Raw genomic sequence first — 15,893 nt, forward strand, 5'->3', positions numbered from 1 at the left:
TTATCCCCGCTTTTGCCGCCTATAAACGCATCCGGCGTGGGCGCCCGTTTCCCCACTTTGGGGCTGCCTTACAGGGAACATTCATTCTCTGCGCAAGTTCCGCCTGCATCCAGCCGAGTTCCCACCTCTTTTTCCTGATGATTTCACCCGCGTCCATTCCCACCCCGCCTTGCCGCTGGCCAGCAAAATGTCAGGCGAAACAGGGTGGAACGCAATAAAGCGGCGCGTGCTTTTCTTGACCGCCGGTTGAAAACATAAAGAAGGCGGCGGGGAAAAAATTCCCCGCCGCCTTCACAGCACGTTTTGTTATTTGTAGGAGGAAACAAAACCCTTTCCCTGTTTACCTGATAATCAATGCAAGGAACTTCAGCGGATCGTTCCCATACTGTTTTATGCCATGCCACTCGCCGTCATACGTAATCGATACGTCTCCCGGTTCCAAAATTACCGTGGAGCCGTCGTTGTCCGTATATTCGGCTTTTCCGCTCATGATATAGTATAATTCATTGTCTCCCCTGTGTTGGTGATATTTTGCGCAGGAAGCCACCGGCGCGTCTACAATTACCATCTTGGTGATCGTGGAAAGCTCCTGGTCTTTTACAAGATTCGTAAGGGTAAACGTCCCTTCCCCGCCGCATGGATTATATTCGGGCTCCCTGCCAATCTGCGCATCCCTTTTAATCATCCTTTTTCTCCTTCCACGATTGCAATCCCATTGCTTGTTCCGATACGGTCCGCGCCGGCATCGATTACCTTCATGGCCGCTTCATAATCCCGGATTCCACCCGCGGCTTTCACCCCCATATCCGGCCCGACCGTTTTGCGCATCAGCGCAACGTCTTCCGGGGTAGCGCCGCCCGTGGAAAACCCGGTCGACGTTTTTACAAAATCAGCACCTGCCTCTTTTGCCATTTCGCAGGCTCTGGCTTTTTCCTCATCCGTCAACAGGCAGGCCTCAATAATAACTTTGACATGCGCCCTGCCCTTTGCCGCTTCTACAACTGCCGCAATATCCTTTTTTACGGCGTCCCATTGGTGGTCTTTTGCCCGTCCGATATTGATGACCATATCCACTTCCTGCGCGCCCAGCTCTACAGCGCGCTCCGTTTCATATGCCTTTACCTCCGGAACAGCAGCCCCCAGCGGGAACCCCACCACGCAGCAAACCATCACATCGGAGCCTTTCAAAAGCTCCGCACAAAGCGGGACGTTTGTAGGGTTCACACAAACGCTGGCAAAATGATATTTGAGCGCTTCCGCACAAAGCTTCCGCACCTGTTCTTCCGTTGCATCCGGTTTTAAAATTGTGTGGTCAATATAGGAGGCCAGTGGTTTTCTCATAATTTATTTCCTCTTTCATAATATTTTATCGATTTCCCCGCGCATCGGCATAGATGGGGCCGTTCCAAATTTCTGCACTGCGAGTGACGCCAGCGCGTTACCGAATTCCACCGCTTCAAAAAGATCCTTTCCTTCGGAAAGCGCCGTTACAAATCCGCCGTTGAACGCATCCCCGGCGCCAGTGGTGTCCACCGCTTCCACAATGCGGGCGGGAACCATGCGGTGTTCGTCCGCCGCGCTGGCAAATACGCCTTGCTTGCCCAGTGTAATTACAACCTTGGGAATTCCCCAGCTATGGAATATATCCGCCGCCTTTTGGGCATCCGAAGCATTTTCTACGGGAATGCCCGTAAGCGCCGCCGCTTCTACTTCATTCGGCGTCACTACATCCGCCTTGCAAATAAATTCACGCGATACCTTTCGTGCCGGCGCTGGATTGAGCACAATGGTAACGCCTGCTGCCCGTGCAATATCCACCGCTTTCTCCAGCGCGTCCATATTGACTTCGAACTGCACAAGAAGGATATCTGCCGCCTCAATTGCGGGCCGCAGCGTTTCAATATCCGCATCCGTAAAATTCATGCATGCACCGGGAACAACTAAAATCTGATTTTGTTTAGATACCTCATCCACGCAAATGAGGGCAATTCCCGTCCCTTTTTCGTCGTCCGTCAGGACGTACTCCGCCGCGATTCGCTCCTGTGCGTAAAAATCACGCGCCAGGTCGCCGAAAACGTCTTTTCCCAGCTTTGTCGCCAGGACGATATCCGCTCCGGCCCGGTGTGCGGCCACCGCCTGATTGCTGCCTTTTCCGCCCGGTCCGATCTTGAACCGTTCCCCAAACACAGTTTCCCCCGCGCGGGGAAGATGGTCCGCCGTGCCTGTCAGGTCAGCGACGTAGCTTCCAAACATCACAATCTTCTTTTTCATAATCTCTACCCTTTATTCCAGCTTCACTGATTGGCCATTGCGGCGATTTCGCCGTATACTCCGCAAAGCGCATCATAGGAATGATTGAAAATTCCGATCATTTTTTCATACCGTTTACAATTCTTCCTGTCCGGTTCAAACATGCCGACCGGATATACGAATTTTTCTACCTCGCTGAAATCCCGCAACGCGCCGACGCCAACACCCGCGCATACCGCCGCGCCAATAGACGAGGCTTCTTCAAGGTGATTGAGCGGTTTGACATCAATTCCAAAAATGTCGGCAAAAATTTGCAGGCACACATCAGATTTAGCCAGGCCGCCGAGCGCAATGATAGTCTCGATGTGAATATGCGCACGCATAATATCGAGAATCAGCTTAAGGTTCATGCCGATTCCCTCCACTACACTCCTGAGCATATCCGCATGCGTATGTTCCATCGTAAGGCCTATAAAAGCGCCCTTGGCATTTGGGTTCCACCTCGGGGACCGTTCACCGATCAGGTAAGGCAAGTAATAAAGTCCGTTCGCGCCTGCCGGTGAAGCTGCAATCTCCCCGTTGATAAGATCGTATGCGCTCACGCCCTCCTGCTTTGCACGCAGGAGCTCCCCGCCGCACAGTTCCTTTTTCATCCAGGCGTAGGAGTTCCCCGCCGCCTGCATTGTCCCGCACGGAACCACCATTCCGGGTACCGCATGCGCCCAGTTGAATGTGCGCATCTGTTCGTCAAACACCGGTTTTCTTGTAGTGGTTGCAATCCACGAAGAGGAACCAAGGCAATTATAAGTCACGCCCTCCGCAACCGAACCCGCGCCCACCGTGGCCGCTGTCCCGTCTCCCGCGCCGATTACAACGGGAATCCCGGGAATAAGCCCGCATTCCTCCGCGGCCTGCCGCTGCAATTCCCCTGCAACATGTGTGGAAGGAACCGCTTCCGGAAGCAAATCGCCGTCAACGCCAACGCCGTCCAGTATTTCCTCAGACCATAGGAACGTATTGAGGTCAAACGCATTCGTTCCCGTCGCATCCGAGTAATCCGTGAAGAAACGTCCTGTCATCTTATAGACAATATAATCTTTTGCATTGAGCACTTTGTATATCTTTTTGTATATATCCGGTTCGTTGTTCTTAATCCACAGCAGTTTTGCAAGCGTATAGGATGCGCTTGGCCGATGGCCTGTAATACGATAGAATTTTGGGGTATCGATATGCGCGCGTACGAATTCCTCTTCCGCCACGGCACGCATGTCTGCCCATATAATGTGGTCCCGCAGGGGCATTCCGTTTTTGTCTATGCAGAGGCATCCCATCATTTGCCCGGAAAATGAAACCGCTGCAACGCTTCCGGCGTCGATTCCCTGCATCAATTCCCTCGTGGACAGGCAGACCGCTTCCCACCAATCATCCGGGTTTTGTTCCGCCCAGTTTGCATTGAAAAATTTCGTGTCATAACTGGCGACCTTACTTTTCACATATTCCCCGTCCGCGGTAAACAGCGTTGCTTTATTGCCGGATGTTCCCAGGTCATGCGCGATTAAATACTTTGGCATATCGATACCCTCATTCTTTTTCTTACATTATATATTACTGCTTCGTCTATATTTATACTACTTCTTCTTCGCTTTGTCGATGAGTACCGCAACAATAATCAGGGATCCGATGCAAATTTCCAGGATAAACGAGTTTACGCCCAGCAAGTTGCCGCCGTTTCTTAGCGTCTGCATGATCAGGGCGCCGATTACTGTACCCACGATGCTGCCCTCGCCGCCGGACAGGCTCGCGCCGCCGACAACAGAAGCCGCGATTGCATCGAGTTCATATCCGTCGCCGCCTTTCGGCAGGCCATTCCCAACACGGGAAGCAAGCATGATACCCGCAACCGCCGAACACAGTGCGCTCACAAGATAGATTCCATAGATATTGAGGCGGATGTTGACACCTGAAAGGCGCGTTGCCTCTTCATTGCTGCCGATCGAATATACATTCCTGCCAAATACTGTAAACTTCAGGATCAGTATTGCAATAATAATGGCAACGATCCAGATGATTGCCAGCGCCGGGATCCCCAGGATTGTCGAAGTAGCGAAATTAATGAAATCATCCGGCATGCCGGAAATCATTCGCGCGTCGGTAATCAGCATAATTACGCCGCGTACAATGGTCATTGTGCCAAGCGTCGCAATAAACGGCGGAACCTTGCCGTCATGCACAAGTACGCCATTGGCAACGCCAACGCCCGCGCTGGCTGCAATCGCTACCAGCACCGACGGTGCAATTCCCCATCCGCCTACCATCAGCATGGAGGCAAGGATGCCGGAAAAACCGACGATTGCGCCAACTGAAAGGTCAATGCCGCTTGAGATAATAACAAATGTCATACCGATTGCAACGACGCCGTTGATAGAGGTCTGCTTCATCAGGTTTGTCATGTTGTCCCATGTCATAAATTTATTCGACGCGATTGACAGGACGATAAACATCGCAATGAGAATGATAAGGATCATCATTTCCCCCGGCAATGCGCGTTTTTTCTTTTCAATAGGATTGATCGCTGTTTCTTTATTCATAATCCCTACTCCTTTTTCTTATACCATGCCGGATGCAAGGCGCAGAATGCGCTCTTCGTCCAGTCTGCCATCCACCATGAACTCGTCACGGTCAATCGTCGCCATCTGTTTCCCTTCCGAGATGACCATCAGCCGGTCTGCAAGCCCCATGACTTCGGGGAGGTAGGACGAGATCAGCACAATCGCTTTTCCCTGCTTAAGAAGTTGTTCAAACAAACGGTAGATTTCTACCTTTGCGCCAACATCGACGCCCACCGTGCATTCGTCAAAGATAAATAATTCGCTGTCTGCGCACAGCCATTTTGCAATAACGACTTTCTGCTGGTTGCCGCCCGAAAGGTTCTGCACCTTCTGCTTGATGGACGGCGTTTTGATGCGGATTTGCTCTCTGTAATACTCGGCCCGTTCTTTCTCTCTGTTAACGTTGATCACTCCGGCTTTCGATATTTTTGAATAGGAGGCCAGATTGGTATTGACTTCAACGGAAAGCCCCATTGACAGCCCTTGTGTCTTTCTGTCTTCCGGCAGCAGCGCGACGCCGCTGTCGATTCCCTGCTTCGGCGATTTGTTATGGACCTTCTTTCCCAGCACCTTTATTTCGCCCGCGTCAAACGGGTCTGCGCCAAATACGCCGCGCATGATTTCCGTACGTCCTGAGCCGACCAGCCCGAACATGCCGAGGATCTCGCCGCGCCGCACTTCAAGGCTGATATCCTCATATGCGCCTTTGCGGGTAAGCCCCTTTACTTCGAGTACCGTTTCACCGGGTTCGAAATGCTCAATGGAATACATATCGCCCACATCGCGGCCAACCATCATGCGTACAAGGTCATCCTTATTGGTATCCGCAACGTTTACCGTTTCAACCAGCATCCCGTCTTTCAAAACGGTTACCCTGTCACCGAGTTCGAAAATTTCTTCAATCCGGTGGGAGATGTAAATAATGCCGCACCCGTGGTCGCGAAGCTTACCAATGAGCGTAAACAGGACTTCCACTTCCTCGTTTGCAAGAAGCGCCGTCGGTTCGTCAAACACGATTATTTTGGCTTTTTCATGTACAATTTTTGCAATCGTGACCATTTCCTGCTGGGCAATTGGAAGGTCTTTAATCCGCCTTTTAGGATCCACCTTAATATCCAGTTCCGTCAGCGTTTTTGATGTTTCGGAATTGATTTTTTTCCAATCCACCAAGCCCGCCTTTTTGGGAAGTTCCCCCAAGAAAAAATTTTCTGCTACGGAAAGGTGCGGTGCAAGCGTGATATCCTGATAAACGGCCCCAAGGCCCAGTTTCTTCGCCTGCTGCGGATTTTTAATCTGTACTTCCTGTCCCTCTACGAAAATTTTCCCCGATGAAGGTTCGTGGACGCCCATGAGCGCCTTGATCAGCGTAGATTTTCCCGCGCCGTTTTCCCCCATCAGCGCATGGACCTCGCCTGCCCTCACATCAAAATCAACGTCTTCGAGAGCTTTCACGCCCGGAAAAATTTTCGTGATTTTTTCCATTTTTACCAGTACGTTTTCCATAGACTAATCCATCCCTTTCATTCATTTTGCGGCATTCAGCCGGGGGGAGGGAATCCCCTCCCCCGGAATGCCGAGTTATCAGAGAGTTGTACTTAGCCTATTTTCTTTGTCATCGGATCAAGCAGCCCTTTGATCTCTTCATCGTCCATGTTGTCCTTCGTTACAACCGTAACACCGGTATCCACATAGGATTCGAGCGTCTCTCCGGCGATTGCTTTCAGGGCATCTTCAACGCCCTTGTAGCCCATGCCGTAGGGATCCTGCAGGATCAGCGCGTCAACCGCGCCAGTGCCAAGGCCTTTGATTTCCTCCGGATCGGAGTCGAATGCAACCAGTACGAGATCATTTTCTTTGCCTGCTTCCGTGATGGCACGCGCCGCCCCGGAACCGACCGTATTGTTGTCGGCAAAGAAGCCAAGAAGATCGTCGTTTGCCGAGATCTGGTCGGCAGCAGCATCCATTGCCTTTGTCATATCGCCGTCCACGTATACGGTTTCAATCAGTTCAATATCAGGAGCAATTTCTTTCATCCTGTCGATGAAACCCTGGTCTCTGTCTGTCAGGACCTGGACGCCCGCCATATTGCTGATGACGCCAACTTTGCCCTTCAGCTCTTTGCCTTCTGCCTTAAGCTTTTCAACGAGCGTATCAGCCGCCGTCGCGCCGCCCTTCAGGTTGTCTGTTGCAAGGAGTGTCGCTACTTTATCCGTATTCACTTTGTTGTCTACCGTAATCACCGGGATTCCTTTGGCAACGGCGTCTTCAATCGCCGGAACCGTAGCGTCGGAACTCGTGGAAGCGATCACGATTGCGTCAGGTTCCCTGGAAATAATCTGTTCCAAGATGGAAACCTGCTGGTCAATATCCGATTCATTCGGAGGTCCGTCCGTCGTAACCTTTACTTTGTCTGGGTTTTCAGCCGCATAGTTTGTTGCGCCTACCAGCACATATTGCCAGAAATCAGAGTCTGTTGCTTTGATCAGAACCGCAACGTCCTTTACGCCGCCTTCGTCGGCAGGAGCCGCGGAAGTACCGTCAGCCGGGGCCGTAGATGCTTCCGTTGCGGCAGATGATTCCGCCGCAGGAGATTCAGATGCCGTTCCGCCTTCTTGTCCGCAGCCAACGAGCGCTACGCTCAGCAGCATAACTGCAACTACCAGGATTGCCAACATTTTTTTCATCTTTTTTTCCTCCATTTTATATAGATATATTTTGGCCATATAGATTGGGGGATATGGCCTTTTCTTTGCAAAAGCGTTCCGCCTTCGCAAAACTTATTTTTCGTTATCATTCGTATGTATTCGTATACATTTTTGAATGTATACGAATACATTTTTTGGTAAATAAAAATTTCTTATTTTGTTTTCAAGCTTTTCATTTGGGTGCAGGACTTCCTGATACACAACTGCGTTGGCATCACGATACTCCTTGGTTGAATGTCTTTGCCTTCTTCGCCCTTGCTGATGCGTTCCAGCAAAAGCTCGGCAGCAACCCGGCCCATGTTTGTGTTTGGCCTTTTGATAACCGTAACCGGCGGCTGCAAATGTGCCGCGAAGGGGAAATCATCAAAGCCCGCAAGCGATACTTCATCCGGGATATTGATCTTATAATCGACAAGCGCTTTATAAGCGCCCATTGTTGTCAGGTTGTTCCCGCCGATCATCGCCGTTGGCCGGTTCTTTAATTGTAAAAGTTTTTGTACTGCATGGTATCCGCCTTCTTCCGTAAAAAGCCCAGGCATCAGATACTCTTCTTTGATTGGAATTCCATTTTTTTTCATCGCCCTGTGGAACCCTTCCAGGCGTTCCTCACCGGGTGTCAACTCCTGCGGGCCATAAATCATCGCAATATCCGTGTGTCCGAGAGATACAAGATAATCTACGATCTGGCCGACCCCGCCTATATTATCGATCATCAGGTAATCGTTTTTCTGTACAGCTTTCGACTTCCTGTCGATCATAACGACCGGAATACCCATGTTCCCGAATACATCGATATATTCGTTGTCCGAATCGACAAATACCGCTAATAATCCTGCTACACGGTAACGCAGCAGAGTATCGAGCGCCTTCTTCTCTTTTTCCGGATCATCCGCCGTATTTTCAAAGATAATGTCATAACCCTGCTTAAAGCACATTTCCTGAAACCCGGAAAGCATTGCGATGAAGAAAGGATTCTTAATATCGGGTACCAGATAGCCTATGGTTTTGGTATTTGCCATACGCAAATTGCGCGCCATGGCATTTTGTACATAACCATTTTCCTTGATAACCTGCAATACCTTTTTCGCTGTTTTCGGAGAGACTTTTTTGTCTTTGTTAATGACCCTTGAAACCGTGGCAGAAGATACACCCGCTAATTTAGCGATATCTCTTTGATTCAATCTTCCACACCTATTGTATGCGTATACATTTTCCTTATGGCTATCATAGCCGCTCTGTTTTTATTTGTCAACCCTTTTTCATGAAAAATATAAATTGGACAAAAAATAACAGGACAGGTCAAAAAACTTTTGACCTGTCCTGTTATAAAAAAACTATGCCAATACTGGCGCAGCTTTCCATATGGGATCATTTTTTTGCTGGTTCCCGCATTTTTATCTTTGACTATTTCTTTTGTTTCTGCAAAACCCTTATTTGTTTAAAATTGCAGCGGCTTTCTCCAGTTCCAGAATTCGTCCTTCCAGTGCATCAATCTGTTTCTGCTGTCTCTGGCAAAGCGCTACAGTATCGCATAAAATTGCATTTTGATTCAACCCTTCAATACGCATTTCATATTCGGCTGGACGATCTATAATATATTTTCCCGTTTCTTCGTCCATATGGCTTATTTCCGGCAGGGTAATGTGAGCTGTCCTGTAAATATAGCGTTCATCTATCTCCGCCGCTTCTTCTGCAATAAATGATTTTGCATTACCCCGGTCCTCATAGCCGCTTCCCGTTTTCCAATCATGGATAATCGGGCGCAAATGCAACGGTTTTACCGCATCTTCTTCGGTTACATCTTGTATATTCTCTTTATATCGAATGGAGGACGGCGCAGCACAGTTCGCTGCATCTATATTTATCTTTGTTCCCGTTGCGCCGCGGTTACGCAAGGCCAATGTCTTATAAGATAATATTTGACTCCAGCCGTCTCCATTGTTTGTAAATTGCAAGCCGTTTATGTCGCTGACATTTACAATTACGGCATTCACCTGTCCCTTCGATATAAGGGCAGGAGCAGTCACTGCCCCCGTAAACGTTCCTCCACTTTTCGGCATTGCCGCATCAGCTTTAGCCTGTGCAGCCGTTATCAGGCCTGCATAATATTCCGGCAATTGTCCGCCCAGTTTTTCCGCATCGATTCCGGCGTCCGCAAGTTTTCGTGTAATTCCTGTAATGTTTCCATTTTCAATTTTTACAACCGCCAGCTCCTGCTCATACTTTTTTCCAGTATTGTTGATATCCTCCTGTAGCAGTTCCGGGAAAGATGTTGTCGTGGAATACACAACTTCTGTTGCAAATTGCGCGCATTCCTCCTGTGTGTTCGCGTTATTGAGGTCAATTTTCGCTTTAAGCTGCGCATATCCGTTCTGGATCGGTTCCTGCAACGGGAAATCCGTCTTCCCGTCTACCCAGATCATACGGCCGCATAGGGTAAACAATCCCGATGCAATCTCTATTTGTGTGCTCGTCGTCGTTACCGCACATCCCCAGAGAATCCCGTCGTGTGGATAAATGTTCCGGTAAACGCCTCCATCGTCCTTGGCTCTTGCAATCTGTTCGTCAAATGTAATTGGTCTGATCATCTTCTTTTTTCTCCTTTTCTAAATTTGTTTTTTAAACGGATACGTGGTGCGCAGTTCTCCGCATTCGTATTCCGTAAGCCCACTGTTCTTTTTTATCCGCACAGCTGCGATATAGCTGCTGAAAAGTTTTCCGTCGAGCGAAATTTCCACCCGGTCATAAAAAGAAAACCGCGCTCTTTAGACGGGTGTTCGTAAAAAGGTTAAACCTAAAAATTAACCATTTACGGCATCTGTCAGACGGGGTTGGCTAAAACGAAAGTAAGCTATACTTGGTTTATGACCAGGTATAGCTTATTTTTATTTCGAAAATGCTATAAAATTTACGATTTGGAGGCACATATGATGCAAGGATTGAACTATATTCGTTGTGGTGATTATTACATCCCCGATATTCGTTTGCCGGAAGATAACAGGCCTATTGGTCGCTTTGGACGGATGCACAGGGAGTATTTGAGAGAGCATCACCCTGTCCGGTTCAATGCTTTATGTTTGAGTGGAGAGCTTTGGACATATTTGGCTGATTTGAATGAGCAGGCACAGGAACGTATGGAGTTTTTCATCGAGTAAATGAAAGTAGCCGAGGGCGTGATAGAGGACATGAAAGCGGCTGACCCAATGGCTTGGGTAGGTGCTATGAATTGCATCCGTAATCGTGCTGAGGAGATTGTCCTTGCTGAAATAATCTACGAGGAGGATGTGGTATGAGAATCCTTGAAGAATTTTGGTATGGCAATATCGAGCCAACTGAGTATGATACATCTGCTTGCAAAGAATACAAGAAGCTGTTGGAGCTGATATGCAGGAATGAAGAGAAGCTCAAAGCCACCATAACAGACGAGCAAAAAGAACTGTTTGATAAATACTCAGACTGTGTGCGAGAATATCAGTCCATCACCGATTACTTACTGTTTCAGAGCAGCTTTAAGCTCGGATCAAGAATGATGTTGGAAGTCATGGAAAATATACCGTTTAACAGTTGATAAGTTAGGAAAATTTACTTTATACCGCTTCAAAAGTGTATGAAGTGGATTTTTTTGTTCACATTTTCCTCGATTCTATTGGCTTTTTTAGCTAAATATGATATCATTATATCAAGATATAATGATATTATTTATGCTGCAAGAAGGAGGTGCAGTTTTGAGCGACCGAACTAAACAAGTGCAGTTCAGAATGCCAGAAGAACTGCATACCGACCTAAAAGCAGCACTGGCATACGATAGAAGTAGCTTTGCAGATTTTTTCAATAAAGCTGCGGAGGATTATCTGTTAAAGCGAGAAAAAGAGCAGCAGAAAAAATCTAAGAGCAAAAATGGAGGAGCTAAAAATGGCTGATACAAAGGTAATTGTAATCCCAGAAGGAAAAATTTGTGACTATGTTGACGGAAAATTCCGTAACGACACCCCAGAGGAATATGTGCGTCAAACCATTGAAAAGCGCCTCGTGAACGAGCATAAGTATCTGCTTAAGCAGATACGAATCGAGTATACTCTTCAGATGGGATCAAGAAAGCCTCGTGCAGATATTGTCATCTTTGATAAGGATTGCACAGAGCAGACGCAAGAAAACATTAAAATTATTATTGAATGTAAAAAAGAAGCTGTCGAGGCACGCAATGCTAAAGAAGGTGTGGAACAGTTAAAAGCATACATGTCCGCTTGCCTTAATTGCGAATGGGGAATGTGGACAAATGGCCGTCAGAAAGAAGTCTATCGTAAGGTCAAAAATGAAAAAGGCCAGATAGAGTTTATGGATTATAATGATATTCCCTCTGCAGATGGCAATCTTGAAGATATTAACCGGCCTAAGCGTACGACACTCAAAAATGCCTATGACGATAATCTGCTGTTCACATTCAAAACCTGTCATAACCACATTTATGTGAATGATGGCTTGCAAAAACAACCTGCGTTTTTTGAATTGCTCAAGGTTATTTTCTGCAAAATCGAGGACGAGAGAAACATTCCTAAGCCGCTTGAGTTCTATGCAACGTCAGAAGAACGTTCCAATCCTGACGGTCAGCTCACCGTTAAAAAGCGTATCTCTAAAATCTTCGATCAGGTTAAGAATAAGAAAAAATACAGGCTAATTTTTGATGCTAATGATGAAATCAAGTTGTCTCCTCGCAGCTTGGCCTATATCGTCAGTGAGCTTCAAAAGTATAGTCTGCTCAATACAAACATCGATATCAAGGGCAAGGCATACGAGGAAATCGTTGGAGCCAACCTTCGTGGTGATAGAGGCGAGTTCTTCACCCCAAGAAATGTCATGAAGATGGTTGTAGAAATGATCAACCCTGGTGTTGATGAAAAGGTTCTGGATAGCTCCTGTGGCACCGGCGGCTTCCTTGTGAATGCTATGACTCATGTCATTGAAAAACTTGAGAGACAGTTTGAAGAGGAACTTGGAATGCCCAAAGCCAACTGGAGTAATGAGGCAATCAATACTTTCAGAGACCGGATTTCTGAAATGGCTAAATCCAATTACTTTGGCTTTGATATCAATCCTGATCTCGTCAAGGCAACGAAGATGAACATGGTCATGAACAATGACGGTAGCGGCAATATTTTGCAGTCTAACTCCCTGTTGCCACCACATGAATGGACAGATGATTTCCGTTCTAACTTGGCTGAAGCGTTAGGCATCGATAAATCTGCTATCCGTAATCACAAAACGATTGAGTTCTTCAATGTGATTGTAACCAACCCGCCTTTTGGCAGCAAAATCCCGATCAAAGACAAGGCTATCCTGGAACAATTTGAACTGGCGCATGTTTGGGAAAACGATAAGAAAACCAACACTTGGGCAATGACTGAGCGTCTGCAGGCATCCGTTCCTCCAGAAATTTTATTTGTAGAGCGTTGCACTCAGCTGCTTGTTCCAGGCGGGCGTATGGGTATTGTTCTGCCTGATAATATTTTGGGCGCACCAGGTCTTGGTTACATCCGAGAGTGGCTTATTAAAAACCATAGAATTATCGCCAGCGTAGACCTTCACGTAGATACTTTCCAGCCGAGAAACGGCACTCAAACTTCCGTACTGTTCTTGCAGAAGAAAACGCAGGAACAGAAAGATGCCGAGGAAAAAAGCGGTACGATGGCTGATTATAACATCTTTATGGCCATGGTAGAAAAGGTTGGCCACGACAAGCGTGACAATCCTACATTCAAACGTGACAAAGAAGGAAATGAGATTCTTGTTCCTGACACTAATAGCGTCCTTGTGCTTGGTGAAACCGGCGAAGGCGATCGCACGGTATCTCATGAGCAAAAGAAAAAGGTCGAGGATGATCAAACTCCGGATGTACCTGCCATCTTTGCAGAGTGGAAAACTAAGGAGGGATTAGCATGGTAAATGATAATTTGGCGTATCAAATTACGGCAAATCCCGATTCAGAGGTGGTGATTGACGAGGCACCGATTAAATGGTGTACTGTATCACTTTCAGAGGTCATCGAGCGAGGAAAACGCTTAGAAGCAAGCGTGTATGATGTTGAAGCAAAGCAGGCTCGGGAGGTCATTGCAAATGGTAAATATCCGCTTACTGCACTTGGTGGTGCAGATGGAATGACAACATCTTATACTGGAGCACGATTCAAGCGAATTTGGGTTGAAAAATCCGATTATCCAATCTATCAGCCGTCCAGCATTATGGATATAAAGCCTTCTCCAGATGGATATATTTCCGCACTAACCGACACAAATATTGATGCATTACGAGTAACCAAGGGACAAGTCCTTATGACATGCTCTGGCACAATCGGAAAAGTATCTTTTGTTTCGAATACGATGGATAACATGATCTTCAGCCATGACCTTTTGCGCATAAACTGTAATAGGCCGGGTGATGCAGGATATGTATATGCATACTTAAAAAGTAGAGTCGGAAATAAAATTTTACTGACAAATAGCTATGGTGCGGTAATTACTCATATTGAGCCTGAACATCTTGCGACCGTTCCAATTCCAGATGCCCCGGATGCACTCAAGCTGAAAATTGGCAATTTGATTACCCGCTCGTATAATCTTCGTGATGAGTCGAATGCCTTAATTGATCAAGCAACCAAATTGCTAATTGAAGAACTGAGACTACCAGCAATTGAGGACTTTGAAGTTGATTGCTTTAAGAAGAATGCACCGGTAGAAACATTTAATGTGAAATTAAGCGAAATGGACTATCGCTTGGAAGCATCTTACCATGTTCCGATTGTTGATGCAATCGTAAAGCACTTAGAAAAGTATGCGGCAGAAGTAACGATTGTTGGTGATAAGAGAATTAGTAAGAGCGTCTTTTTGCCCGGTCGATTTAAGCGAGTGTATGTTGATGAGGGATATGGACGAGTATTTTTTGGTGGAAAACAGTTATTCGAGCTTGATCCCACAAATACAAAGTATTTATCCATTTCTAAGCACGACAAACGGATGAAAGAGGAACTTGAACTCAAAGAAAACCTTATTCTAATTACAAGAAGCGGTACAATAGGAAAGACCGTGCTTGTTCCTAAGCATTGGGAAAATTGGGTTGCAAGTGAAGATGTGTTGCGCATCGCTCCAACAAATGAAGAAATGGCAGGATACCTTTACATTTATTTGTTGTCAGACTATGGCGCAAAACTTATTGAACGATGTGCTTATGGATCTGTTATCTCGCATATTGATGATACGCATATCTATAATCTACCCGTGCCCTTGCTTAAAAATTCTGAGATTCAACAGAAAATCAATACCCTTGCGCTTGAGGCTAACCAAAAACGCTATGAAGCCTACAAGTTAGAGCAAAATGCGTTGGAAATTATGGATAAAGAAGTAATATACGCAAAGTGAGGTGATCCAGAATGCCGGGATATAAAGACTGGATAGATGCAATCGACATAAAGGTTGACTATTTTTCTGCATTTATGAAAGCCTGGATTGCCTTCAATGCATGGTATAACTTTAGCGGTGAGGTCCCTTCTGGAAGCGACAAGGATTGTATTGAATATATCGCAGGACAAACAAACAGATTTAAGACTTATATGATGAATCTTATTAATGCAGAAGATGCAGATGGAAGTGCATATCGTGAAAATATTGCAAAATTGCATGGGGCACTTCTTCATGCGGCAATTACTACACAGGAATACATAGGTGTTCGACAGTCGGTTTCATTTGCAGAAGTGGCGGTCAAAAATGCAAACACACTCACGCGAAAAGATTACTATCAACACCATTATGAATGCTCAAGAGGACGTGGGAAAACAAAAACCGTAGTTACGGTAAAATCAACAGGCGCTTCAGTATTCAGCTTTGAGCTTTGAGCAGGAAGGTTATGATATAGAGGTGCTTAGAGAGCAATCTGATTTTATGCATTTGACGTCTACACAAAAATCAAAATGTGAGGAATGCTATAGAGAACTGACCCCATATCGCATTACCAGCGTTCTTGCATCAGGGCAGCCTACAAAACAAATCGGAGCATATAACTTTGTAAGTAGCGCCGGAAAGATTAGTGAAGCTATAGTAATAATACTGTATATGCTACGCTGTTGCCTTGCACATGGTGATATATCTCCGGATGAGTCAGCAAATGAAGTATATAAATATGCTTATGAAGTGTTGTGTGCACCGCTTAGAAAGCTAAAATAAATAACAAGTCCCTGCTGGTTAATAATTTCCAGCAGGGGCTTACTGTTTACCTGTGTACACCCATGATATACAAATTGTTTCTTCGAATTTCTACGCAGATTGCATAGAAGTGATTTTGA

General features: G+C 46.5%; 15 protein-coding genes and 1 pseudogene. 7 read left to right on the plus strand and 9 right to left on the minus strand.

The annotated features are described in order from the left end of the window. Positions 1-340 precede the first annotated feature (340 nt). From H8S18_RS07760 to H8S18_RS07800, 9 genes are all read right to left on the minus strand, one after another. Positions 341-685 (minus strand): cupin domain-containing protein, encoded by a 345-nt coding sequence (locus tag H8S18_RS07760; protein WP_186857744.1) that lies wholly within the window; start codon positions 683-685, stop codon positions 341-343. Then, on the minus strand, positions 682-1,341 hold the full coding sequence (gene deoC / locus H8S18_RS07765; RefSeq protein ID WP_207721707.1) for a deoxyribose-phosphate aldolase: 660 nt from the start codon (positions 1,339-1,341) through the stop codon (positions 682-684). The genes H8S18_RS07760 and deoC overlap by 4 nt, the downstream gene beginning before the upstream one ends. Before the next feature lie 15 nt (positions 1,342-1,356). Further along, the gene (gene rbsK / locus H8S18_RS07770; RefSeq protein ID WP_186857745.1) at positions 1,357-2,271 is read right to left on the minus strand and encodes a ribokinase; all 915 of its coding nucleotides are present in this window, start codon (positions 2,269-2,271) and stop codon (positions 1,357-1,359) included. A gap of 23 nt (positions 2,272-2,294) precedes the next feature. Continuing rightward, on the minus strand, positions 2,295-3,821 hold the full coding sequence (locus tag H8S18_RS07775) for a xylulokinase (protein WP_186857746.1): 1,527 nt from the start codon (positions 3,819-3,821) through the stop codon (positions 2,295-2,297). 57 nt (positions 3,822-3,878) lie between these two features. Next, positions 3,879-4,838, minus strand: a complete 960-nt coding sequence (locus tag H8S18_RS07780) for an ABC transporter permease (protein WP_186857747.1) — start codon at positions 4,836-4,838, stop codon at positions 3,879-3,881. Positions 4,839-4,856: 18 nt separating this feature from the next. Further along, the gene (locus H8S18_RS07785; protein WP_186857748.1) at positions 4,857-6,362 is read right to left on the minus strand and encodes a sugar ABC transporter ATP-binding protein; all 1,506 of its coding nucleotides are present in this window, start codon (positions 6,360-6,362) and stop codon (positions 4,857-4,859) included. Positions 6,363-6,454: 92 nt separating this feature from the next. Next, entirely contained in the window at positions 6,455-7,543 is a 1,089-nt protein-coding gene (locus H8S18_RS07790) for an ABC transporter substrate-binding protein (RefSeq protein ID WP_186857749.1), read from the minus strand. 173 nt (positions 7,544-7,716) lie between these two features. Next, positions 7,717-8,745: a LacI family DNA-binding transcriptional regulator gene (locus H8S18_RS07795; protein ID WP_186857750.1), complete on the minus strand. Its 1,029-nt coding sequence runs from the start codon at positions 8,743-8,745 to the stop codon at positions 7,717-7,719. A 249-nt stretch (positions 8,746-8,994) separates the two neighbouring features. After that, positions 8,995-10,152 carry a tail fiber domain-containing protein gene (locus tag H8S18_RS07800; protein WP_186857751.1) on the minus strand — a complete coding sequence of 386 codons (1,158 nt, stop codon included), beginning with the start codon at positions 10,150-10,152 and terminating at the stop codon, positions 8,995-8,997. A 339-nt stretch (positions 10,153-10,491) separates the two neighbouring features. Between H8S18_RS07800 and H8S18_RS07805 the strand changes: the two are divergent. From H8S18_RS07805 to H8S18_RS14510, 7 genes and pseudogenes are all read left to right on the plus strand, one after another. Beyond that, positions 10,492-10,857 (plus strand): annotated as a pseudogene (locus H8S18_RS07805) (TnpV protein). Next, entirely contained in the window at positions 10,854-11,132 is a 279-nt protein-coding gene (locus tag H8S18_RS07810) for a DUF6809 family protein (protein ID WP_186857752.1), read from the plus strand. Before H8S18_RS07805 ends, H8S18_RS07810 begins: the two are co-directional and overlap by 4 nt. A gap of 157 nt (positions 11,133-11,289) precedes the next feature. After that, entirely contained in the window at positions 11,290-11,484 is a 195-nt protein-coding gene (locus H8S18_RS07815; RefSeq protein WP_186857753.1) for a hypothetical protein, read from the plus strand. Further along, complete coding sequence (locus H8S18_RS07820; RefSeq protein WP_186857754.1) at positions 11,477-13,504, plus strand: N-6 DNA methylase; 2,028 nt, start codon at positions 11,477-11,479, stop codon at positions 13,502-13,504. The genes H8S18_RS07815 and H8S18_RS07820 overlap by 8 nt, the downstream gene beginning before the upstream one ends. Then, positions 13,498-14,973 (plus strand): restriction endonuclease subunit S, encoded by a 1,476-nt coding sequence (locus tag H8S18_RS07825; protein WP_186857755.1) that lies wholly within the window; start codon positions 13,498-13,500, stop codon positions 14,971-14,973. The genes H8S18_RS07820 and H8S18_RS07825 overlap by 7 nt, the downstream gene beginning before the upstream one ends. A gap of 11 nt (positions 14,974-14,984) precedes the next feature. Next, complete coding sequence (locus tag H8S18_RS07830; RefSeq protein WP_186857756.1) at positions 14,985-15,446, plus strand: hypothetical protein; 462 nt, start codon at positions 14,985-14,987, stop codon at positions 15,444-15,446. Beyond that, complete coding sequence (locus tag H8S18_RS14510; protein ID WP_207721709.1) at positions 15,436-15,774, plus strand: hypothetical protein; 339 nt, start codon at positions 15,436-15,438, stop codon at positions 15,772-15,774. The genes H8S18_RS07830 and H8S18_RS14510 overlap by 11 nt, the downstream gene beginning before the upstream one ends. Positions 15,775-15,893: the final 119 nt, after the last annotated feature.

This window comes from Christensenella tenuis, from assembly GCF_014287795.1.
Lineage (GTDB): Bacteria > Bacillota > Clostridia > Christensenellales > Christensenellaceae > Christensenella > Christensenella tenuis.

What these genes read in the sequence shown, in the direction of transcription:
- deoC (WP_207721707.1), bottom strand. Translation starts at nt 1,341, where the DNA reads ATGAGAAAACCACTGGCCTCCTATATTGACCACACAATTTTAAAACCG.
- H8S18_RS07760 (WP_186857744.1), bottom strand. Translation starts at nt 685, where the DNA reads ATGATTAAAAGGGATGCGCAGATTGGCAGGGAGCCCGAATATAATCCA.
- H8S18_RS07775 (WP_186857746.1), bottom strand. Translation starts at nt 3,821, where the DNA reads ATGCCAAAGTATTTAATCGCGCATGACCTGGGAACATCCGGCAATAAA.
- H8S18_RS07820 (WP_186857754.1), top strand. Translation starts at nt 11,477, where the DNA reads ATGGCTGATACAAAGGTAATTGTAATCCCAGAAGGAAAAATTTGTGAC.
- rbsK (WP_186857745.1), bottom strand. Translation starts at nt 2,271, where the DNA reads ATGAAAAAGAAGATTGTGATGTTTGGAAGCTACGTCGCTGACCTGACA.
- H8S18_RS07830 (WP_186857756.1), top strand. Translation starts at nt 14,985, where the DNA reads ATGCCGGGATATAAAGACTGGATAGATGCAATCGACATAAAGGTTGAC.
- H8S18_RS07810 (WP_186857752.1), top strand. Translation starts at nt 10,854, where the DNA reads ATGAGAATCCTTGAAGAATTTTGGTATGGCAATATCGAGCCAACTGAG.
- H8S18_RS07825 (WP_186857755.1), top strand. Translation starts at nt 13,498, where the DNA reads ATGGTAAATGATAATTTGGCGTATCAAATTACGGCAAATCCCGATTCA.
- H8S18_RS07785 (WP_186857748.1), bottom strand. Translation starts at nt 6,362, where the DNA reads ATGGAAAACGTACTGGTAAAAATGGAAAAAATCACGAAAATTTTTCCG.
- H8S18_RS07800 (WP_186857751.1), bottom strand. Translation starts at nt 10,152, where the DNA reads ATGATCAGACCAATTACATTTGACGAACAGATTGCAAGAGCCAAGGAC.
- H8S18_RS07790 (WP_186857749.1), bottom strand. Translation starts at nt 7,543, where the DNA reads ATGAAAAAAATGTTGGCAATCCTGGTAGTTGCAGTTATGCTGCTGAGC.
- H8S18_RS07780 (WP_186857747.1), bottom strand. Translation starts at nt 4,838, where the DNA reads ATGAATAAAGAAACAGCGATCAATCCTATTGAAAAGAAAAAACGCGCA.